Below are 21209 nucleotides of genomic sequence, written 5' to 3' on the forward strand. Positions count from 1 at the left end.
CGCCGACGGGGTCGTACACCGGGACCAAAGGCGTACGACCCCGCAGGGCGTGTGTCGGGGCTCAGGCGACCGGGGCGGCGGTCACACGTCCTCCCACTTGAACAGCTTCCAGGCGACGCCGGTCAGCACGGCCGCGAAGAGCAGCAGCCCGCCCATGGTGGGCAGGGCGTCCATGACGCCGCCGCCGCGGGTCAGCACCGACTGGGCGGCCGTCACCAGGTAGCGCAGCGGCATGACCTTGGAGATGGTCTCCAGCCAGCCGGGCGCGCTGTCCAGCGGGATGAACGCGCCGGACAGGAAGGACATCGGCAGCACGATGATCTGCGAGATGCCGTTGGCCGCCTCCTCGGTCTTGGCGACCGAACCGGCCAGCAGGCCGATCGACATGAAGGCGAGCGTCGCGCAGGCCACCAGCGGGATGACCAGCCACCAGTTGCCGGTGAGCTTGAGCCCGAAGAAGTTGGTGGCGACCGTCAGGAAGACGGTGGTCTGGAGGAGCGAGGTCAGCAGCGAGACCAGGATCCTGGAGCTGATGACCGTGCCCGCACTCACCGGGGCCAGCCGCAGCCGGCGCAGCACCTTGCTCTTGCGCCACCCGACCAGGGTCAGCGCGGCACCGAACACCGCGCCGGTGGCGACGGCCCAGCCGAGCAGGCCGGGGGTGAGGAACTGGATCGGCTTGAGCGACTGGTCCTCTACCTGTTGGGCGTCCAGCACGTAGGCCGGCTTCTGGCCGGTGGCGGCCTGGTTGGCGCTCTGGACCACCGAGTTGACGATGCCCTGGAGCGCGCCGGCACGGACCGTGTCGGCGGCGCTGAAGCGCAGCTCGACCTTGCCGTCCGGGCCCTGCTCGATCATCGCGTCGAAGTCGCCCTTGCGGACCTTCTCCAGTGTGGCGGCCGCGTCGTCGGTCCTGGTGATGGTGAGGACCTTGTCCAGGTCGACCCGGCCCTCGCCCTGGATCGAGTCGAACAGCTTCACCGCGCCGACCTGCGCCACCTTGGCGTGCGGGCTGCCGGAGCCCTTGCCCACGGTGCCGAAGAACACCAGGAACACCAGCGGGAAGAGCAGGATGAAGAAGGTCGCGGTGCGGTCGCGCTTCATGCCGAGCAGCATCGCGCGGGACAGGCTCCAGAACGCGCTGACCCGTTCCCGCTCGGCGCTCGCGCCGCCGCTCGACCCGTCGCGCCGGGCGGGGGTCTTCGGCTCGGTGGACGTGCTGGCGGTCATGCGCGGTACTCCCGTCCGGTCAGCTGGAGGAAGACGTCCTCCAGGGTGGCGCCGCGCACTTCGAGGCCGCGCAGCGCGTTCTGCTCGGCCAGGACGCTCAGGACCGGGGCCGGGAGGCGGGTGGAGACGGAGAGCGAGACGCTGTCGTCCTCCAGGGCGGCGATGTCGGCGCCGGCCGTGGTGAGCAGGTCACGGGCGCGCTCGACGGACAGCTGGCCGGACGCGATGCTGATCCGGACGGTGTCGTCGATCTCGCGGATCAGCGTCGCCGGGGCGCCGGTGTGCAGGATCTTCCCGTGGTCCATGATCGAGACCCGGTCGCAGAGCACCTCGGCCTCGTCCAGGTAGTGGGTGGTCAGGACGACCGTGCGGCCCTCGCCGTTGATGTCCCGCAGGAGGTCCCAGAGGTTGCGCCGGGCCTGCGGGTCGAGGCCGGTGGTGGGCTCGTCCAGGAAGACGATCTCCGGGTCGTGGGCCAGCGCGCAGGCGATCGACAGGCGCTGCGCCTGACCGCCCGACATCTGGTCGGTCATGACGTCGGCCTTGTCGGTCAGGCCGACCCGCTCCAGCATCGCGTCGGCCCGCTTGGGGCCGACCCCGTAGAACGACGCGAAGGTGCGGATGGTCTCCCGGGCCGTCAGTTTCCGGAAGAAGGCGGAGGCCTGGAACTGCACGCCGATGCGCGGCAGCAGTTTCGGATTGCGCGGCCAGGGCGCCAGTCCCAGCAGCTCGACCCGGCCCTCGTCCGGCTTGCGGACGCCTTCCAGGATCTCCATCGTGGTGGTCTTCCCGGCGCCGTTGGGGCCCAGGATTCCATAGAATTCGCCGGCCTCGACGGTGAGGGACACCCCGTCGACGGCCTGCACGTCCCCGTACCGCTGACGGATGCCGTCGGCGGATATAGCTGCAGTCATGTGGCCTGAGCCTAGGGCTTGCGAAGGTCCCTGTGCACGTCGGTGGCGACGAATTTGTGGATCGTTTGAGGAATCGGGAACAAGCCGGGCCGGGCGGAAGTTGAATTCCGCCCGGCCCGGCCGGAGTTATTGCCGACGGCCTTTCAGGCGCGGTGCACCGTGATCGTCGTCCAGGCTCCGATGTGGATCCGGTCGCCGTCGTTCAGCGGCACGGCGGTGTGCGGGGCGATCGGCTCCGCGCCGCCGTTCACGGTGGTGCCGTTGGTCGAGTCCTGGTCCACCAGGACCCAGCTGCCGTCCGCCTGTTCGGCGAGCATCGCGTGCTGGTGCGAGGCGCCCGGGTCCTCCGGCGGCACCGACAGGTCGATCTCCGGCACGGTGCCGCGGTGCTGGCTGCGCCGCCCGATCCGCAGCTGGCCGCGGCCGGTCAGCGGGATGCGCCGCTCGGGGCAGTACGGCGGGAAGAACAGGCCGGCCGCCTCGGGGCCGCTGCGGGCCATCATCTCGGTGAAGTACTCGCGGTCGGCCGAGACCACCGCGATCCAGTTGGCCCGGAGCGGCTTCGCGGGGGCGGCCGTCGGTTGCGGCTGCTGGGGTTGCTGCGGCTGCTGCTGATGCGGCGGGGCGAGGTGGAACGAGGTGCCGAAGTCGCCGCCGCGGTTGTTCGGTCCGGGGGGCTCGGCGTACACCGGGCCGGAGTCCTCGCGGACGGGGGCCTCGGGGAACGCGCCCTCCGGCGTGGGCCCCTCCTGCCCGTTGGCGGGCAGGGAGGGAGGGTAGCCGTAGGTGTGCGCGGGGGCGGGGGCCTGCTGCGGGTGCTGGGGGTGCTGGGGGTGCTGCGGCTGTGGCTGCTGCGGGAGGGGCGGTTGGCCGTACGGCGGTTGGCCGAACGGCGGCTGGGTGGCCGGTGCGCCGCCGTACGCCGCCGGGATGTTCAGCGGCGGCGGCTGGCGGCGCGAGGGGGTGGAGAGTTCGTAGTCGTACCCGCACTCCTCGCAGAACCGTCCGGTCTGCGGGCTGCGGCAGATCGGGCAGACCGTCAGGCCCTCGGTCAGGTTGGGGTGGCCCTGGGCCGGTGGCGGCGGCATCGCGCCGGGCTGCGGCGGGACGCTCCCCGGCGGCATCGGCGGAGGCGACAGCGGCGCGCCGTAGGGCGTGCCGCGGTGGTCCGGGTGCCTGGACTGCTCGAACGAGTCGGGTGCCTCGGGCGAGGCGGGTGCCCCGGGCACCGGGTGGGAGCCGTACGCCCCCGGGTGGGCCCCGTGGGCCCCGTGGGCTCCCGGGTGGGCTCCGGGCGGCGTCGGGGCCGGCGGAGTCATCGGGAAGCCGCAGAAGTCGCACCAGTCCTCGGCCTGCGACTCGTGGCCCCTCGGGCAGATCGGCATCAGTTCCCCCTCACATCGAGCCGGCTTGGGGCGGCGTCGCACCGGGTCGTCGGCCCGGTCACGTCTTCAGCGGTCACTTCTTCACACGCACCGTCTTGGTCGACCGGGTCTCAAGGGTCATCGAGTCGGCCTCGCTCACGTTCTTACGGAACCGAACCGTACCCTCCTTCGGGTCCACCACGTCCACCACCTTCTGCAGCAGTTTGTAGGTGCCCTCGTTGCCGGTCGCGTGCGCGATCCGGACGGCGGCGCCCAGCTTGGACGTGGCGGTGTCGACGTCCCCGGCCCGGTGGGCCTCCAGGCCCTCCTGGATGGAGGAGGCCAGCTCGGCCTGCCCGGTGTAGTGGGCGACCTGCGGGCTGATCCGGGTGGAGGAGGCCAGGTCGTCGGTCCACACCGCCTTGACCAGGCCCTGGGAGAGCACCTCGGGGGTGCCGCTGCCGACCTGCGGGGGCAGCACCAGGCTGATCCGGGCGGCGAGCATCTCGTTGCCGATGGAGGCGGCCGGGACCTCGACGCAGACGTGGTAGTCGCGGCTCTCGTCGCCCCAGGAGCCGGTGGGGTAGTCGCCGGCCCGGGGGCCGGCCTCGGCGCGCCGGGCGGTGAGGTCCTCGACCGCGGGCGCGACCTGCTTGACGAACTTGACCGCGGCGTTGGCCGGGGTCCAGATCCGCAGCGCGACGTCGGCGACCTGCTTGCCCATGGCGCCGGCCATCATCGAGCGGAAGTCCTCGGCCAGGCCGGAGGGTTCGGCGACGATGTCGACGGTGCCGAGCAGCGCCGAGGAGATCTTGCGCAGCTCGTCGATCCGCCAGTCGGTGCCGACGCCGCGGCAGTCGGCGGTGAAGTGTCCGGTGACCCGCTCGATGGCGCGTTCCAGGTCGACCGCCGACTCGTGCTCGTTGTTGCCGTCGGTGAGCAGGACGGCGTGCCGGATGGCGATGTCGCGGCGGGTCAGGAAGAGCTTGTCGGCCTTGGCCAGCCAGGTGCCCATCGCGGTGCCGCCGGCGGCGGTGAGGCGGCGCAGGGACTCCTTGGCGTGGCCGCGGGTGGTGGCGGAGGCGGTGGCGAGGGTGCCGTCGCCGGGGTAGATGTCGCGGGCCTCGTGGGTGCCGGCGACCACGGCGAAGGCGGTGCCGTCGCGCAGCGCGTCGATGGCGGCGGCGGTGGCCTCGCGGGCGCCGTTGATCTTGGTCTTGGGGTAGTCCATCGAGCCCGAGCAGTCCACCAGGATCACCACGGCCGCGGCGGTGTCGGCGCTCTGCGGGCCGCCCGCGTCGGCGATGCCGAGCGGGCGGCCGCCGGAGGTGCCGCCGCCGGTCGCGGTGACCGTGACGATGGCGTTGACCTCGCGGGCGCCGTCGGCAAGGTACTCGTTCTGGAAGATCTCCACGTCGAACCTGGGCAGGTTCGGCTTCGCCAGTGTTGCCATGGGCCGGTGGCTCCCGTCGGAAGGGTCGTCGGTACGGATCGGTCGGTGGGGGCCGGCCGCGTCGGGGGCGGGCCGGCGGGCCGGGTGACCGCCGGGGTCGGCCCCGGGCGGGCGGCGTCCGGTCAGGCCGTCGGCGGGTGCGGCGGCTGCGGGGGGACGGTGGGTGCGGCGGGAGCGGTGGGCGGTGCGGGGGGCGCCGGCGGGGCGGCGGGGGGCAGCGGGGCGGCGGGGGAGCCGATCACCGGGAGGTCCGGCAGGGTCGGCTCGTAGTCCTCGTCCTCCTCGGCGGCGCGCCTGGCACCCGCCGCGGTGATCAGCGGCAGGTCGAGCGCGGTGGCGGTCCGGGGGTCGTCCTCGTCCTCGCCCTGGTCCTCGGCACCGGCACCGACGCCGGCAGCGGCGCCCGCGGCCGGCGGGTCGATCGGCAGGACGGCGACGGTGATGTTGTCGTGGCCGCCGGCGGCGATCGCGAACTTCACCAGGGTCTGTGCCGCCGCGAGCGGTTCGGTGCGGGCGTCCGGCCGGACGAAGTACGCCAGGTCGGTGGCGGCCTCGGCGTAGTTCCACAGCCCGTCGGTGCAGATCAGCAGCACCCCGGGGACGTGCGGCGTGAAGTCGAGGGTGTGCGGGACGACCTCCTCGGCGTCGGCGCCGAGCCACCCGGTGATCGCGTGGGCGCGCGGGTCGGCGTACGCCTCGGCCTCGCTCATCAGCCCGGCCTCGACCATCCGGGCCGCCCAGGAGTCGTCCTGGGTGAGCCGGAAGGGCTCGGCGCCGGCGCGGTCGTCCGGGATCCAGTAGGCGCGGGTGTCGCCGACCCAGCCGATGGTGATCCGGCCGCCGGAGGCTATGGCGCTGACGTAGGTGCAGGCGGGCGCGTTGAGGTCGGGCCGGGCGGGCCCGGGGCCGGCCTGGGCGAGGTCGGCGACGGCCCCGGCGGCGTCGGCGATGGCCTGGCGCATGGCGGCGGTGGGTTCGCGGCCCGCCTCCAGGGCGCTCAGCAGCGACTCGGAGGCGGCGTCGACGGCGGTCTCGGAGGCCTCGTCCGGCCGGTCGGAGGAGGAGACGCCGTCGCAGACCACGGCGACCACGACCGGCTCGCCGCCGGGCAGCGAGGTGGCGGCGATGGTGAAGGAGTCCTCGTTGCGGTGGTGGCGCACGCCGCGGTCGCTGACCCCGGCGACGCCCGCGAGGGACTTCTCCATGTGGTCGCGCGGGCGCGGCTGGGCGCCGCCGCACGCCTCGCAGTAGCCGTCCGCGGTGACCTGCGGCAGCCCGCAGTGCGCGCAGACCGGCCCGTGCTGGGGCGGGACGCCCTCGGCCCGGGCGGTGGCCCAGTTCGCGGGCATCGCGCCCGGGGCGGTCCGGCCGTCCCGGCTGGCGCCGCAGGCGCCGCAGTAGGCGTCCTCCGGCTCCAGCGGTTCGGAACAGCTCGGGCACACGGTCTGCTGCGGCATCGGCTACACCCACGTCCTGGGGCGGGCGCGGTTGGCCCGCTCCACCATCTCGATCCTGGTCTCGGCCCGGTCGGCCAACCGGGCGAGTACCCGGTAGGACTGTTCCAGGGCGAAGCGCAGTTCCCGCTCCACCGCAGGTCGTCCCAGCACCGTGGTGCCGCCGCCCTGCTGGGCGCCGGTCGAGCCCGCGGTGACCCAGCCGAGGGCGGCGCCGAGCAGTTCGACGGCCAGTTCCTCGCGGCGGCGGTCGTCCAGGCGCAGCGCGGTCAGCTGGTCGGAGCTGGCGCCGAGGTCGGCGGCGAGCGGGTCGGTGGCGGGCCGTTCGCGCAGCCGGGCGCGGACGGCCGCGATCCGGGCGGCGGTGTACTGGTTGGAGGTGGCCGGGACGGACTCCAGGACGCGGACGGCACCGGGCCGGTCGTCCTCGGCCAGCCGGACCCGGGCGAGCCCGAAGGCGGCGCTGAGGTAGGCCGGGTCGGTGGTCCAGACCAGTCGGTAGAACTCGGCGGCGTCGCCGCCGTCGCCGAGGAGCTCGGCGCAGATGGCGAGGGCCAGCTTGGGGGCGGCCTCGCCGGGGAAGGCGTCGTAGACCGCGTCGAAGGCCTCGGCGGCGGCGCGCAGCCCGGCCTCGTCGGGCGAAGCCGGGCCGTCCGGGCCGTCCGGCCCGTGCACGGCGCCGACGAGGGCGATCGAGCTGCCAGGGCCGTCCGGGCCGTCCGGCCCGTGCACGGCGCCGACCAGGGCGACCAGGCCGCGGTACCAGACGACCCGCCAGTCGTCCGGGTACTCCCGTTCCAGGGCGTCGAGGGCCTCCTCGGCGGCGGCGCGGCGGCCGAGTTCGAGGTGGGCGCGCAGTTCGCGCAGCCGCCGTTCGATGGAGAGGGCGGGCGCGCCGGACAGGGCGGCGAGCGCCTCCTCGGGGTCGGTGGCGAGCAGGGTGGCGAGGAAGCCGGCGTTGGGGTCGCCGGGGTCGACGCGCGGGACGGGCAGCGCGAGGGCGGCGGCGGCCGGGTCGAGGGCGGTCACCAGGAGCTGTCCGGGCTGCTCGGTGGGCATGACCAACTCGGTGTCCACGACGCGTAGTTCGGGGCCGAAGAGGGTGGACAGGGCGGGCCGGGCCCGGCCGTCCTGGAGGGCGAGGATCTCGCGCAGCACGCCGGTGAGCTGGTCGGCCATCTCGTCGGCGGAGGAGAACCTGCGGGCCGGGTCCGGGTCGGTGGCGCGGACCAGGAAGCGGTAGTACGACTCGTAGCGGGCGAAGACCTCGACGTCCTCGGGGCCGGGCAGGGTGTCCCGGTAGGTGGTGCTGTAGCCCTGGAAGTCGAAGGTGAGCACCGCGAGGGTGCGGGCCACGGTGTAGAGGTCGGAGGCGGGGGAGGGGCCGTGGGTGGCGATCTCCGGGGCCTGGTAGCCGACGGTGCCGTAGATCGGGCCGTCGTGGTCGAGGCGGCAGACGGCGCCCATGTCGATGATCTTGAGCGCGTCGCCGCTCTGGATCACGTTGTCGATCTTGAAGTCGCAGTAGATCAGGCCCCGGCTGTGCAGGTACCCGAGCGCGGGCAGTGCCTCCAGCGCGTACGCGATCGCCTGCTCGACGGGCAGCGGCTCGCGCCGGCCGTCCGGGGTGCGGCGGTCGTTGGCGATGTCCTTGAGCGACTTGCCGCCGACGTACTCCATCACGATGTAGCCGTCGGTGGAGCCGGAGCCGACGTCCAGGTGCTCGGCGAAGTTGATGATCCGGACGATGTTCGGGTGGTCCACCTCGGCCAGGAAGCGGCGCTCGGCGACGGCCACGGCGAGCGCGTCCTCGTCCCCGGTGTCCAGCAGGCCCTTCAGGACCACCCACTTGTCGTTGACCCGCCGGTCGATCGCCAGGTAGATCCAGCCGAGGCCGCCGTGCGCCAGGCAGCCCACCACCTCGTACTGCCCGCCGACCAGGTCGCCGCGGCGCAGCTTGGGCGTGAACGAGTACGGCGTGCCGCACTTGGTGCAGAAGCCGTCCGGGCGGCCCGGCCGGCCGTTCTTCTCCCGGCCCACCGGGGTCTCGCACTTGGAGCAGAACCGCTTGCGCTCCGGGACCTCCGGGTTCTCCAGCACCGCCAGCGACGGATCGGCCGTCTCGACGGTCGGCACCGTCACCAGGCCGGCGCCCAGCCGGTTGCGGGTGCCCGCGCTGACGCTGCCGCGGGTGCTGCGCACCGAGACCGAGCGGCTGCTGCCGGTGCGGGTCGAGCGGTGCGAGCGGGAGCGGCCGGACATCGAGCGGGCCGAGCCGGTGCGGGTCGAGCGGATCGAGCCGCTGCGCGCCGAGTCGGCGGAGAGCCGGGAGGACGGGACGTAGGGCTGGGTGACGCCGGTGTCGCCGCCGGGCGGGGTGAGGCCGCACTCGTCGCAGTAGCCGTCGGCGTCGATGGCGCCGGAGCAGTCCCTCGGGCAGGGCGCGCCGGGGCCGGCGGCCGGCGCCCCGGTGGCCTTGGAGGCCCCGGAAGCCCCGGAAGCCTTGGAGGACACCGCGGCCGGGGCGAGCCCGCACTCGTCGCAGTAGCCGTCCGCGTCGATCCCGCCGTTGCCGGAGCACTCCGGCCGTACGCACGTCCCGCCCATCAACCTCAGCCCCCCTGGACCTGTCCGTCGACCGGCGTGTGGCCGGTCGTCTCCTGTGCGGCCTCGGCCTGCGCCGGCCGCAGCGACTGCTGGAAGCGGGCCACCGCGGCGGCCGCCGCCCGCAGGTCGCAGGGCGCGCTCCACAGCAGCCAGCGCGCCTTCTCGTACCGCTCGATCACTTCCGGGTCCTCGGAGACCCGCAGCCGGGCGGCCATCGCCTTGTACGCGTCCAGCCGGCCGCGCAGTTCGGCGCGGACGGCCAGCGGCTGGGTCACCTCGGTGAGCGACTGCCGGGCCCGGGCCAGCTCCTTGGCGGCGGCGTCCTCCAGCGTGTCCAGCAGCGGCGCCAACCGGCCCCACTGGCCGCCCTGGCGCAACTCCAGTGCCGTCACGATCCGTTCGCGCAGCGCCGAGGCAGGCCCGGGCACCGCCGGGACGTCGCTGGAGGCTATCTTCGCCAGCACCTCGCCGCGCGCCCGGCGGGCCTCGGCCAGGGTGGCGTCGGCCCGCTGGAGCAGGTCGCCGACGCCCTGGAGGCGCTCCTCGGCGTCGTCGCGCAGCCGCAGCAGGTTCTCCAGTTCCAGCCGGACGCCGTCCAGCGCCCGCCCGGCCCGGTCGAACCGCTCGGTGTCCACCACCCCGGCGGGGGTGGCGAAGGCGCCGCCCTCCGGCACGGTGCCGCGCTGGGCGGGCACCCGGGCCGGGCGCCACAGCGCCAGCGGGTCCTCGCGCACCTCGGCGCGCAGCCCGGTGAGGTCGGCGTCCAGCCCGGCCAGGTCGTCGGCGAGCGGGTGGCCGCCGGCCCGCACGCCGAGCGAGGCGGCGAGGTTGCCCACCCGGTGGAGTTCGGCCAGCAGCAGGTCGATCCGGGCCGGCAGCGCCGACCAGACCGCGTCGGCGGCGCTGACCACCTCCAGCACGGTGGCGTACCAGGAGTTCATCCGGGTCATCAGCGTGTCCAGGCTGATCCGCTCGACCAGCCGGGCGGGCGCGCCGAGCAGCTGCGGGCCGTCCGGCAGCGCGCCGCCGGGGACGGTCACCGCGTCGCCGGTGAGCAGTTCGCTCAGCTCGGCGAGTTCGGGCGCGCCGGGCTTGGCCTTGCGGGCCCGTACCGCGCGCGCCGAGGCCAGTGCCTCCGCGTAGCGGTCGAACAGCGCCCAGAGCAGCGGCAGGCCCTTCCCGGCGACGGACCAGCGCTCCAGCGTGCGCCCGGCCAGTTCGGCGCCGTCGAGCAGCCGCAGGCCCGGATGGTCCTGGAGGGCGAGCAGCGCCGACTCGACCGCGTCCCGCTCCGCGCCGAGGCGCGCCAGCGCGCGGTCCACCTCCTCCCGGCTCAGTACCGGGCCAGCCGAAGCCGCCAACGCCGTGTCCTTCCTTCCTCGCGTGCGATCCCGACGTACCTGACGTGCGATCCCACGACATCCCCCGTGCCCACCACCGGTCTCCCCGTGGTGATCGTCCCGAACCCTAGCCGGTGGCCGTTCGGGCGGAGCGGGCGGTGGGCGTCAAGACCGCGTCAACGGCCTGCTGACGCCCGTGCGCCGCCCGGTGCGTCAGCGGGCCGGCCAGTACAGGCCGGGGTCCTTGGAGTTCTCGGGCAGGTAGGGCTGGACCCACTGCTCGAACGACTTCTGCCAGCCCTTGTCCTTGTCCGCGTAGTAGTCGGAGATCACCTGGTTGACCCGGGCGGTGAGGTCGGTGCTGTTCTGGCGCATCGCGACACCGATCGTCTCCGGCTGTTCGAAGCCGTCCACCACCTTCACCGTCTGGTCCTGCGCGGCCTGGCCGACCGCCAGTTCGTCGTCGGTCATGGTGGCGTCGACCTTGCCGAGCTGCATGCGGACCAGGCAGTCGAGCTGGTTGGTCACCAGGACGAGCTGCTTGGCGCTCTTCTTCGCGTTCAGCACGTCCTTGGCCACCGAGCCGTCCGCGGCGCAGACCGTCCTGCCGTTGATCGCCTCGTCGAGGTTCCTGGCCGTGGACGACCGGGGCACCAGGACCCGCTGCTTGATGTTGAAGTACGACCGGGAGAAGGCGACCTTCTTCAGGTTGGCGCAGCTGATCGTCATGGTGCGGACGATCAGGTCGACCTGGTTGCCCGTGAGGGCGTCGACCCGGCCGGCGGTCGACACCGGCTTGAGCACCACCTTGGCCGGGTCGCCCATGACGGCCGCGCCGATCGCCCTCGCGAGGTCGATGTCGAAGCCTTCGAGCTCACCGGTGTTCGGGTTGCGGGCGCCCCAGCGGTAGCTGTTCTGGTCCACGCCGATGATCAGGGTGCCCTTGGCCTTGATGGCCTTCACCGCCGGGCCGTCCACGGTGCTCGGCGGCACGGTGCTGGTCAGGTCGCAGGACTCGGCCTGGTCCTGCCCGGTCGACCGGACGGCCTGCGGTGCGCCCGTGGCGGACGCGGGCGCGGCGCCGGACGGCCCGCCCCCGCCGAGCACGGCCGCGCCGGCGGCCAGCAGCGCCAGCACGGCGGCCGGCCTGGTGCCTGCGGTTCTCCTGCGCATGTGTCCGTTCCCCCCTCTACCGGTACTCGGCCAGTCGGCGGCCCAGGCCGCGCAGTGCGGCGGCTGCGGCCACCACGCCGAGCAGCGCGGCCGCGAGGGCGGCGAGCCGGAGGTCGCCCTCGGTGCCCTTGGCGGAGCGCTCGAAGTGGTCCTGCTCGGTGGTGGCGGCCTGGTCGAGCGCCTTGTCGGTGGCCTTGAAGGCGCCGTCCGCGGTGTTCGCCTCGGCGGCCGGGTCCGCCGTCACGGTCGCCTGCAACGCGCCCTGGTAGTCGGCCTGCTGGGTCTCCAGGGTGTGCGCCGCGTCGTGCCGGGTGCGCCACGTCCCGTACTGCCGGTCGGCCTCGCCGATCTGCTGCCGGGCGTCCGCGGGGGCCAGGTCGAGGGCCTGGCGCAGCGAGCCGGAGTGCTGCTCCATCGGGACGTTCGCGGGCTCGCCCCCGGCGAGCTGCCGGGTGATCGTCGTCCACTGGTCCGCGTACGCGGTGGTGGAGCCGCGGGCGACGAGGTTCAGGTTCTCCGCCAGCCGGGCGGAAAGCACCTGCACCCGGGCGGTGTTGAGGGCCCGCAGCGGCTGCGCGCCCTGCTTCCAGCTCTGCTGGAGCGCGGCGTTGGTGGTCAGGCCGGTGACGGCCAGCCAGAGCGCCCCGGCCAGGACGGCGGCGGTGGCCCCGAGCAGGCCGGGGTTGAACACCCGGTTGGTGCGGCGGAACAGCGTCAGCTGCACCCAGACCAGCGCGCCGAGGGTGAGCACCCCCAGGCCGTACGCGGCCCACGGGCTGGACTTCGCCTCGGCGTAGTCCTTGTCCAGCTCGTCGTTCTCGATGGCGGTCAGCTCGGCGGCGCGCGGCAGCAGGGTGCCCTGCATCTGCTCGGAGGCGTACCGCAGGTAGGCGCCGCCGAGCGGCAGGCCCAGCCGGTTGTTCGCCCGCGCGGTCTCCACCAGGCCGGCGTAGACGGGGAGTTGCTCGCCCAGCTCGGTGAGCTTCTGGTACGCGGGGGAGCCGATGGTGGTCTGCGCGGCGGCCTTGGTGATCAGGTCGGTGGCCGAGGCCAGATCGCCCTCGTAGTCGCCGCGCACGGTCTTCGTCTCCGCCCCGGCGAGCAGGAAGCCGGTGGCCGCCGTGGTGTCGGCGCGGGCCAGTAGGCGGTGGATGTCGGCCGCGTCCTTGCTCAGCGGCTGGCTGTGCTGGACCACCCGGTCGGCGGCCTCCGCCTTGGTCTCCAACTGCCAGGCGGTCAGCGCGCCGAAGGCCACGGTCAGCACCGCGAGCACCGCCCCGGCCAGTCGCAGCCGGCCCGGCGCCGTCCGGGTGGCGTTCGCCAGCCGCGCCCGCAGGCCGGACAGGCCGCGCGGCGCGGGCCCGGCCGACGGCCGCCGGGCCGGCGCGGCGCCGGGTCCGGACACCGGGACGCCCCGGACGCCCGGCACGGCCGGTGCCGTGCCCGGCGGGCCGCTCGGCCGTGCCGGGACCACGGCGCCCGGTGCGCCGTTACCTACTGGTGTTGCCACCCGCCTCATCCTCCCCAGGGGTCGGGCCCGCTGTCCGGGGCCCGGCCGATGCCAGCAGTATGGCCGTGACTCCCCGTGGCCACACCCGAATTGCGCCGATCTTGAGCTTGCCCCGCGCGTGCCGCGTACGGGTCCCGCACGCTTCCGGGGCCCCCGCCGCCCGGCGGCCGGCGGTGAACCGTCCGACGCGGGATGCACCCTATGCGGTTCCTCGGACAGGCCGGAGCGGCGAGGTCCGGTTGCCGCGTCGGCGCTCGGGGAGCCGAGGACGGACCCCAAGGCCGGCGGCGGGGGCGGTCCCGCCGTGACGCCACCGGTCCCGGCTCGGTCGGTGCACCCGGTTTCGGCGGACACCCTCCGTACGATGGGCGGCATGCGCCTGCTTGGAACGATCACGCCCGACCGCCCGCTGCTCGTCGTCGCCGTGCGCGAGGAAGCCGCCCACCTCGACGACCGGCTGCCCGTCCTGCTCACCGGAATAGGGAAGATCAACGCCACCGCCGCGCTGGCCACCGTCCTCGCCCAGGGCGAGAAGCCGTCCGAGGTGATCAACCTCGGCACGGCCGGCGCGCTGCGCCCCGGCTGGGAGGGCACCCACCACGTCGTCCAGGTCATCCAGCACGACCTCGACACCCCGGCCCTGCTGGCGCTCACCGGCCGCAGCTACGGCGCCCCGCTGGTGGTCGGCAAGGGCGACGGGCCGGTGCTGGCCACCGGCGACCTCTTCGTCTCCGACCCGGCGGCCCGCGACCGGCTCGCCGAGCACGCCGACCTGGTCGACATGGAGGGCTACGCCGTCGCCGCCGTCGCCCACCGCTTCGGGGTGCCGGTGCGCCTGGTCAAGCACGTCAGCGACGAGGCCGGCGAGGGCGCGAGCCACACCTGGCGCGAGTCGGTCGACGCCTGCGCCCGCCACCTCGCCGACTGGGTCGTCGCGCAGGGCTGGTGACGGCGCGTCCCGGGGACGCGCGGCGCCGACCGGCGCGGGCGGGCGAGAGGGCGGTCGGCCTCCCTCTCGCCCGCCGCGTTCAGCCGCGGAACCTCGCCCGCCGCGTTCAGTCGCGGAACCTCGCCCGCCAGGTTCAGCCGCGGACCGTCGCCCGCCGCCTTCAGCCGCGGAACGCCGAGAGGTCCAGCGCCGCCAGCCGCTCCGGATCGGTGAGCACCTCGATCGCCGCGATCGCGCCGTCCACCACGGTGAACGCCATGACCGACAGCGGCCGCCCGCCCTCGCCGATCGCCACCGCGCCCGCGGCGCCGTTGACCAGCGCCGGGCGGGCGAACGGCGACAGCCCGCCCCACAGCACCGGCTGGTCGGCCACGGCGGTCGCGCCCGCCAGCACTACCGGGTGCCCGGCCCGCACCGCGCCGCCGTCCGAGCGCAGCACCACGCCCGGGGCGAGCACAGCCACCAGCGCGCCCAGGTCGCCGGCGCGGGCGGCCGCGAAGAAGCCGTCCACGGCGGCCCGCTGACGGCCCGGGTCCGGGTCGGGCGCCGGCGCCTGGTCCTGAACCCGGCGGCGGGCCCGGTCGGCCAGCCGGCGGGTCGCGGCCGCCGTCCGCTCGATCAGCGGGGCGATCTCGGCGAACGGCACCGCGAACAGGTCGTGCAGCACGAAGGCGACCCGCTCGGCCGGGGCCAGCGACTCCAGCACCACCATCAGCGCCAGGCCCACCGAGTCCCCGAGCAGCACCTCCTGCCCGGGGTCGGCCACCCCCTCGCGCCGCAGCAGCGGGTCCGGGATGCGCGTCGGGCCCGGCTCACCCGCCTCGGCCTCCGGCGGCTCCTCGCGGCGCAGCTCCCGGCCGCGCAGCAGGTTGAGGCAGACCCGCGAGACCACCGTGGTCAGCCAGCCGGGGAGGTTCTGCACGTCGGAGGCGTCGGTGCGGTCGTAGCGCAGCCAGGCCTCGTGGACGGCCTCCTCGGCCTCGCTCACCGAGCCGAGCATCCGGTACGCCACGGCCCGCAGCCGGGGCCGCTGCGCCTCGAACAGTGCGGCCCGCTCGTCCGGAGGTAATTTCTCGTCCACCGTGTCACATTCCTTCGCCGCTGGGGGTCAGAGCAACAGGAGCCACCCAACAACGGCTGCGCCGTGGAGATCAACTCCCCACCCGGGGCGAGTCGGAGACGAGGGCTGGCGAACACCCCCGATCGGCCGCCGTCGTGAGTGTCACCGCCGAGTTCTAGGCTGGCCGCCATGCCGACGACCCCGCTGCTCGACGTGATCCGCGCCAACCCCGCCGCCCTCGACTACCTGGCCTGGCCGGGCGACCTCAGCCTCGACCACTACCCGCACGTCGAGGAGGTGGTGCTCGCCTCCGGCGAGGCCCTGGAGCCGGTGGCCAAGGACGGCGCGGGCGGCACCTTCTTCCTGTGCGGGGAGGGCGGCGAGGAGCGTCCCGTCCTGTACGCCGACTCGGAGGGCGGCGCGGCGGTGCTGGCCGTCGGGCTGCCGGAGCTGGTCCGGCTGCTGCTGGCCGTGCCGTGGTGGCGGGACTGCCCGCGGCTGACGGTGGAGGAGAGCGCGGAGGCCGCGGAGGAGTACCTGGAGGACGAGCCCGGCCTGTACGCGGAGCGGGACGCGGCCGCCGCCGCGCTCGGCCTCGAAGTCCCGGGCGTGGCGGCGGCGTTGGCCCGGCTGCGGGAGGTCGCGGTCGGACTCGGGCCCGCGTACGTCCTGCTCAACGCCGAGGAGGGCGGCGCGTACGAGCCGTTGTTCCGGGCCTGAGCGGGTGGTCGTGCGGGTGGTCGTGCAGGCGGGTGGCATCAGCTATCCGGCCCCGGGCATACATGAAGGGTTGTCCGGCATCGGGTCGTGACGGCGGGAGACCGGCCCCGGATCCGACCGGGGGCGGCACGAGGAAAGAGGCGATCGTGGGCGAACTGGACGGCAGGACGGCACTGGTGACGGGCGGCTCGCGCGGGATCGGGCGGGCGGTGGCACAGCGGCTCGCCGCCGACGGGGCGCTGGTCGCGGTCCACTACGGCGGCAACGAGGCGGCCGCCGCGGAGAGCGTGGAGCTGATCGCCAAGGCCGGCGGCCGGGCGTTCGCGGTGCGGGCCCGGTTCGGCGAGAGCGGCGCGCTGGACCAGCTGTTCGAGGGCCTCGCCGCCGGGCTGGCGGAGCGCGGCGAGCCCGGTGGGGACGGCGGGGCAGGCCTGGACATCCTGGTCAACAACGCGGGCATCCACCTGGCCGGGTCGATCGGGCAGCTCACGGAGGAGGAGTTCGACCGGTTGATGGCGATCAACGTGCGCACGCCGATCTTCGTGATCCAGCGGGCGATTCCGCTGCTGCGGGACGGCGGGCGGATCGTCAACGTGGCCTCGGCGGCCACCCGGATCGGCTCCCCGGTGCAGATCGGCTACACCGTCAGCAAGACGGCGCTGGTGGCCCTCGCCGCACCGCTCGCCAACGAGCTCGGCCGGCGCGGAATCACCGTGAACACCGTCAACCCCGGCGTGATCCTCACCGACATGACGTCCCAGTGGACGGGCGTCCCCGAGGCGATGGCCGGGCTCGAATCGATCACCGCACTCGGCCGGATCGGCCAGCCGGAGGACGTCGCCGACGTGGTGGGCTTCCTGGCGGGCCCGCAGGGCCGCTGGGTGACCGGCCAGACCATCGACGCCTCCGGCGGCACCTTCCTCGGTCCGATCCCGCCCGCGTAATCCCTTGGGGTGTCGAAAGGTCGGCGGGGTGGCAGCCCTCAGCGCCGCCACCCCGTTCGCTTCTCGGCACGGAAGGTGGGGTTCATTGAGCCAAACCCCACCTTGGGGTGATGTGTTGAGGCAGCGTCAGAACGCCGACGGGGGCTGAAGGAGCAGATCGAGGACGGACGTCCAGTGCTCGTCGGGTGCGGTGACGATCACGTAGCCCTCCTGACCGGGGAGGCGGGGGATCAGGGCGCTGCGGCAGCCGTGGCTGTGGTGGATCTCGACGGGGACGGGCTCGCCGTCCAGGCGGATCTCGCCGGCGCTGATGGATTCGGGGTCGAGCGGGCCCAGGTGGTGGCGCGGGTCGATGCGGCCGGAGTTGCCGAGGAAGTTGAAGAGCTGTGATCCGGGGGTGGTCAGGGACTTCACCCGGAAGCCGTCGGGGACGGGCCGGGAGGTCTGGACGATCGCGATGAGCTCGCGTTTCAGGTGGTAGTTCAGATCGACGTGGCAGAGGTAGCCATCGCTGCCCATCCGCCCGAGGAGGACGAACCACTCGGGCGGCGCGTCGCGCAGGACGGCGATCCGCCCGCCCCACTCCTCGGCGGTCTCGCGGTCGGTGGGGATGTGGAACTTGCGCGGCTCGCTGCTGCGGAACACAGGGATCCCCCAACTGATCGGTGAAAAAAGGTTCTTGGGCCACCAGTAGACCCCGACATGCCCGCGCGCGAGTGAGTTCCCGCCCGGCGCCCGCCCGGGGTGGTCGTCCCATCCATCATGTTCCTCCGATCCCGTTGTCGACCTTCACGTAGGGTGCGATCAAGCGGTCCCCAAGCCGGGCTTCAGAAGCGGATCTTGGAGGCCATGGCCACATCCGCACACCCGAAGTCCCGGCCCATCGCCCGAAAGAGCTCGGCCGCGTGGTGACCGAACGGAGCCCAAGCGCCATGTCGGATACAACCTCCGCCGGCCCCGGCCCTCGTGAGGTCCTGGCCCGCTACCAGCGGGCGATGCTCGACAAGTCCGCAGACGACCTGGCCGATCTCTACACGGTCGACGCCGTCCACGAGTTCCCGTTCCTCTCCCCCGGTATGCCGGCGCGCTATGAGGGACGCGAAGAGGTCCGCGCGGGCTACCGAGCGGCCTGGGGGGCCAGCCCGGCGCAACCGCAGGAGATCCGCGAAGTCGCCGTACACGAGAGCACCGACCCCGAGGTGATCACCGTCGAGCAGGTCGTCACCGGGACCGTGACCACAACCGGCCGGACCTTCAGCATTCCCGGCCTCCTGGTGATCCGGGTCCGCAACGGCCGGATCGTGCACGTCCGCGACTACATGGACGGGCTCGGTGTGGCCCACGCGATGGACCGACTGGCCGCCTTGGTCACCAGCCTCAGCGACCGCCACTGAAACCCAGCGGCCAGGTGGCCAGCACCTTCGTCAGCGACGCCACGTCGTACACCGTGTCCGGGCCCGGTCGGGCGTCGCCGCACTCGGGGGCGACGACGCCGGAGGCCAGGTGGCCGGGCTCGGTGTCGTGGGTGCCGTGGGCGATGACGCCGCCGGGGACGGTGGTGTCGGCGGTCATCAGGTCCAGGCACTCGCGCAACTCGGCGAGCGCGGTCGGGTTCCACGGCACGGTGAGGGTCATGGCCGCTCCTGGTGGACAGTCAGCTGGTCTCCGGGAGCGGCCAACTTCGGCAGTGGACTGCTGCATCCGTGCCGCAGGTGGTACGTGCCTCGGATCGTAGAGGCGCCGTCGGCCGCCAGGCGCCGGCTGATCGGCGTGGCGGGCTGGTCAGCGTGCTGCTGGGGCCGGGTTCAGATCGGCAGGTCCCAGCCCGGCCCGGTCTCGCTGCCGATCCAGACGCGCTGCCCGGAGGGGGAGACGGTGATGCCGAACTCCTCCTGGTGGGGTTCGCCGGCTGCCCGCCAGGTCTCGACGGCCTGTTCGACCCGGTCCCAGAGGGGCAGTGGGCCGCGTTGGATCACGGTCCATCCGCCGCCGTCGGGGTCCGGCGTGGTCCGGGCCTGGGAGCCGGTGGCTACGTCGGAGAGGATCTGGTGGCCGTCCGCGCCCATGCGTTCGGCGGAGGGGGCGGCGAGTTGGGCGATCCAGCTGCCGGTCCAGGTGCCGATGACCGCGGGGTCGATGCGGGTCGGCCGCTCGGCGCCGGGCAGCAGGGCCAGGCTCGGGCGGGGCGGCCGGTCGTGCGGGCGGGCGATCATGAAGCTGGTGTGGCCGGGCAGGAACCGGCCGGTGGCGCTGCCGGGGCCGGTGACGGTGAGCAGGGCGAGGCCGGAGGCGTAGCTCCAGCCGGAGAGCGTGACGAGGATCTTGCCGCCGGGCTTCACCTGGTGCAGCCAGGGCAGGGGGAGGTAGCGGACCGCGCAGGTGGCGATGAGCCGGTCGTAGTCGCCGCCGTCGGGGTCCCCCCGAAGGCCGTCGCCGACGATCAGCCGGGGGGCGTAGCCGGTGGCCTTGAGCGCGGATGCGGCGGCCTCGGCCACCACCGGGTCGTATTCGATGCTGGTGAGGTGGGTGTCCCCGAGGCGGTGCGCGCCGAGGGCGGTCGAATAGCCGGTGCCGGTGCCGACCTCCAGGACACGGTGCCCGGCCCTGGTGTCGAGCTGGTGCCACATGCGCAGGACGAGGGAGGGGAGGGTGGACGAGGAGGTGGGCGAGCCGGGGACCGGGGCGCCGTCGACGTCGCGGGGGCGGGTCCGGCCGTCCAGCTGGGTGATCAACGTCCGGTCGGTGTAGATCCCGGCGAGCCACCCGGGCGAGGTGTCGAGCACCGCCCGGTAGCCGGTCGGTGAACTGCCCGGTACGGCCTCGAAGTAGGCGCCCGCGAAGGCCTCGCGCGGGACGGCCTCGGCGGCCTCGCGCCACGCCGGGTCGGTGAGCGCACCGTCCGAGGCGAGCCGGTCGACGAGGGCTGCGCGCAACTCGGTGGACTGGTTCACGGGTTGGGTCCCTTCTCTAGCTGGTTGGCGATGGCCTGGGCGATGGCGTCCGTCACCTGCTCGGGTTGCCAGGCCCATTGGCCGTTCGGGTTGCACTCCAGGAACTGCCAGGAGCCGTCGGGTGTCACGGCGAAGTCGAATGCGCCGTACACGAGGCGGAAGTCGGCGAGGTAGCCGGCGATGGACCGCGCGACGGGCGGGGGGACCGTGACCGGCGTGCAGGACATCAGGTTCTGCCGGCGCCGCCAGTCGAGGTCCGGGCTGGCGATCCGGAGCCCGAACAGCCGGTCGCCGACGGCCGTCACCCGGGCGTCGAACGCCTTCACCACCGTGGCCTGGAACAGGTGGGGGCAGACGGCGACCGCGTCGGTGATCTCGCGGGGTTCCACCTCCCGCACCCACACCGTCCGGGGCGTTCCGTTCACGGTGTACGACGTGTTCCACAGCGGTTTGTAGACGACCCCGCCGGTGTGCTGGGCAGCAAAGGCGCGCGCCTCCGCCGGGTCGTTCGTGATCAGGGTGTCCGGGAGCGTGAACCCGAGCCGCTGCGCGCTGGCCAGTTGCGCCGGTTTGTACTCCGCGGCCCGATTGTGCCAGGGGTGGTTGACGTAGTGCGCCCCCGGAAGGGAGGCGAGGATGCCCCCGGCACCCCACAGGGACTGCGTGGCGGCGAAGCGCCGGTCCTGGCCGTGCAGTTCGGGCGGTCCCTCGTAAGGGGAGGGACGTCGGACCCAGACCGAGCGCACGTGGGTCAGGTCGAGTTCCCGGCTCGGGGTGCGCAGGGTGCCCCGTCGGCCGCCCGTGCGGTACGCGGCGGTCAGCGAGGCACCCGTGTGCAGGTCGGTGCCGGGGTCGAGGCGAAGCACGCGAACGCGGCGCTGCGCGAGGATGCGCAGGACCACGTCGGTGGTCACGTCGTGAGGGTTGGTCAGCACCAGCACCGACCCGCGTTGGTGGGTCATCAGCCGGCGCTCTGGTCCTGGTCGTAGGACTCGGTGGTGTCCGAGTCGGTGGACCCGCCCGGTCCGGCCCCGTCACCGGGCCTGGTCGTGGTGGGCGTGAGGCCGCTGGTGCTGGTGCCGTGAGCGCCGAACTCGACCGTGCGGCCGCTGCCGTCCACGATCACGGCGATCTGCGTGTCGGGGTCGATGACGGGGGTGCCCGAGGGGACCGTGGTGGTCTCCGGGAAGGGGCGCATCCTGGTCGTGCCCCACGGCGGGGCGAGGGTGTGTGCCATCTGGCGTCTCCGTTTCGGTGTGTCGGTGTGTCGGTGTGTCCGGTGTGTCCGGTGTGTTGCGGGGCCGCGCCGGGACGGACGGCGGAGATCGGCCTGTTCGACGCCCGATGCTCCTGTAACGCGCTGGCGGGTCGAGGGTGTTGGGGCGGCGCGTCAGCATGGCGTGGCGGCCTTGGCGCGGGTGCGGCAGTGGGTGAGGGCGGGTTTAAGGCGGGGGTCGGGGTTGGGGGTGGTGGTGAGGAGTTCGCCGGCGGTGGTGAGGGTGGTCCAGTAGTGGGTGGGGTCGCCGGTGGTGGGGTGGGG

19 protein-coding genes are annotated in these 21209 nt (G+C 73.9%); 4 read left to right on the forward strand and 15 right to left on the reverse strand.

The window, feature by feature from the left end; genetic code table 11:
* Nucleotides 1-81 precede the first annotated feature (81 nt).
* From AB0P03_RS34505 to AB0P03_RS34545, 9 genes are all read right to left on the reverse strand, one after another.
* Nucleotides 82-1230: an ABC transporter permease gene (locus AB0P03_RS34505; protein ID WP_363588617.1), complete on the reverse strand. Its 1149-nt coding sequence runs from the start codon at nt 1228-1230 to the stop codon at nt 82-84.
* Entirely contained in the window at nt 1227-2144 is a 918-nt protein-coding gene (locus AB0P03_RS34510; RefSeq protein ID WP_363588618.1) for an ABC transporter ATP-binding protein, read from the reverse strand. Before AB0P03_RS34510 ends, AB0P03_RS34505 begins: the two co-directional genes overlap by 4 nt.
* A gap of 143 nt (nt 2145-2287) precedes the next feature.
* Nucleotides 2288-3529 (reverse strand): FHA domain-containing protein, encoded by a 1242-nt coding sequence (locus AB0P03_RS34515; protein WP_363632521.1) that lies wholly within the window; start codon nt 3527-3529, stop codon nt 2288-2290.
* Nucleotides 3530-3602: 73 nt separating this feature from the next.
* Nucleotides 3603-4961, reverse strand: coding sequence for a VWA domain-containing protein (locus AB0P03_RS34520; protein ID WP_063349411.1), 1359 nt, complete (start codon nt 4959-4961; stop codon nt 3603-3605).
* A gap of 122 nt (nt 4962-5083) precedes the next feature.
* Nucleotides 5084-6418, reverse strand: coding sequence for a protein phosphatase 2C domain-containing protein (locus AB0P03_RS34525; RefSeq protein ID WP_363632523.1), 1335 nt, complete (start codon nt 6416-6418; stop codon nt 5084-5086).
* 3 nt (nt 6419-6421) lie between these two features.
* Nucleotides 6422-9022, reverse strand: coding sequence for a tetratricopeptide repeat protein (locus AB0P03_RS34530; protein WP_363632525.1), 2601 nt, complete (start codon nt 9020-9022; stop codon nt 6422-6424).
* A gap of 5 nt (nt 9023-9027) precedes the next feature.
* Nucleotides 9028-10383: a hypothetical protein gene (locus AB0P03_RS34535; protein WP_363588622.1), complete on the reverse strand. Its 1356-nt coding sequence runs from the start codon at nt 10381-10383 to the stop codon at nt 9028-9030.
* Nucleotides 10384-10575: 192 nt separating this feature from the next.
* Nucleotides 10576-11535 (reverse strand): transporter substrate-binding domain-containing protein, encoded by a 960-nt coding sequence (locus AB0P03_RS34540; protein ID WP_363632526.1) that lies wholly within the window; start codon nt 11533-11535, stop codon nt 10576-10578.
* Between the two features lie 16 nt (nt 11536-11551).
* Nucleotides 11552-13045: a hypothetical protein gene (locus tag AB0P03_RS34545; RefSeq protein ID WP_363632528.1), complete on the reverse strand. Its 1494-nt coding sequence runs from the start codon at nt 13043-13045 to the stop codon at nt 11552-11554.
* 373 nt (nt 13046-13418) lie between these two features.
* On the opposite strand from AB0P03_RS34545, the gene AB0P03_RS34550 reads away from it, so the two are divergent.
* Nucleotides 13419-13994, forward strand: a complete 576-nt coding sequence (locus AB0P03_RS34550; RefSeq protein WP_244293463.1) for a nucleosidase — start codon at nt 13419-13421, stop codon at nt 13992-13994.
* 160 nt (nt 13995-14154) lie between these two features.
* On the opposite strand, the gene AB0P03_RS34555 is transcribed toward AB0P03_RS34550, so the two are convergent.
* Nucleotides 14155-15075 (reverse strand): sigma-70 family RNA polymerase sigma factor, encoded by a 921-nt coding sequence (locus tag AB0P03_RS34555; protein ID WP_363632530.1) that lies wholly within the window; start codon nt 15073-15075, stop codon nt 14155-14157.
* Between the two features lie 168 nt (nt 15076-15243).
* Here AB0P03_RS34555 and AB0P03_RS34560 point away from each other — a divergent pair, with 168 nt between their 5' ends.
* On the forward strand, nt 15244-15774 hold the full coding sequence (locus AB0P03_RS34560; protein WP_363588629.1) for a hypothetical protein: 531 nt from the start codon (nt 15244-15246) through the stop codon (nt 15772-15774).
* 146 nt (nt 15775-15920) lie between these two features.
* A complete protein-coding gene (locus AB0P03_RS34565) occupies nt 15921-16718 on the forward strand; it encodes an SDR family oxidoreductase (RefSeq protein WP_363632532.1) in 798 nt (265 codons plus the stop codon).
* Between the two features lie 126 nt (nt 16719-16844).
* On the opposite strand, the gene AB0P03_RS34570 is transcribed toward AB0P03_RS34565, so the two are convergent.
* Nucleotides 16845-17363, reverse strand: coding sequence for a hypothetical protein (locus tag AB0P03_RS34570; protein WP_363588633.1), 519 nt, complete (start codon nt 17361-17363; stop codon nt 16845-16847).
* A 287-nt stretch (nt 17364-17650) separates the two neighbouring features.
* Between AB0P03_RS34570 and AB0P03_RS34575 the strand changes: the two genes are divergently transcribed.
* Nucleotides 17651-18112, forward strand: coding sequence for a nuclear transport factor 2 family protein (locus tag AB0P03_RS34575; protein ID WP_363632533.1), 462 nt, complete (start codon nt 17651-17653; stop codon nt 18110-18112).
* Here AB0P03_RS34575 and AB0P03_RS34580 read toward each other — a convergent pair.
* From AB0P03_RS34580 to tgmA, 4 genes are all read right to left on the reverse strand, one after another.
* Complete coding sequence (locus AB0P03_RS34580; RefSeq protein WP_363632534.1) at nt 18096-18353, reverse strand: hypothetical protein; 258 nt, start codon at nt 18351-18353, stop codon at nt 18096-18098. The two genes, AB0P03_RS34575 and AB0P03_RS34580, sit on opposite strands and share 17 nt — an antisense overlap.
* A gap of 170 nt (nt 18354-18523) precedes the next feature.
* The gene (gene tgmC, locus AB0P03_RS34585) at nt 18524-19669 is read right to left on the reverse strand and encodes an ATP-grasp peptide maturase system methyltransferase (protein WP_363632536.1); all 1146 of its coding nucleotides are present in this window, start codon (nt 19667-19669) and stop codon (nt 18524-18526) included.
* Nucleotides 19666-20631, reverse strand: coding sequence for an ATP-grasp ribosomal peptide maturase (gene tgmB, locus AB0P03_RS34590; protein WP_363632537.1), 966 nt, complete (start codon nt 20629-20631; stop codon nt 19666-19668). Before tgmB ends, tgmC begins: the two co-directional genes overlap by 4 nt.
* Nucleotides 20631-20906, reverse strand: coding sequence for a putative ATP-grasp-modified RiPP (gene tgmA / locus AB0P03_RS34595; protein WP_363588642.1), 276 nt, complete (start codon nt 20904-20906; stop codon nt 20631-20633). Before tgmA ends, tgmB begins: the two co-directional genes overlap by 1 nt.
* Between the last annotated feature and the right edge of the window lie 303 nt (nt 20907-21209).

Origin of the sequence: Kitasatospora sp. NPDC088779 (genome assembly GCF_040685395.1) — a bacterium.
Classification (GTDB): domain Bacteria; phylum Actinomycetota; class Actinomycetes; order Streptomycetales; family Streptomycetaceae; genus Kitasatospora.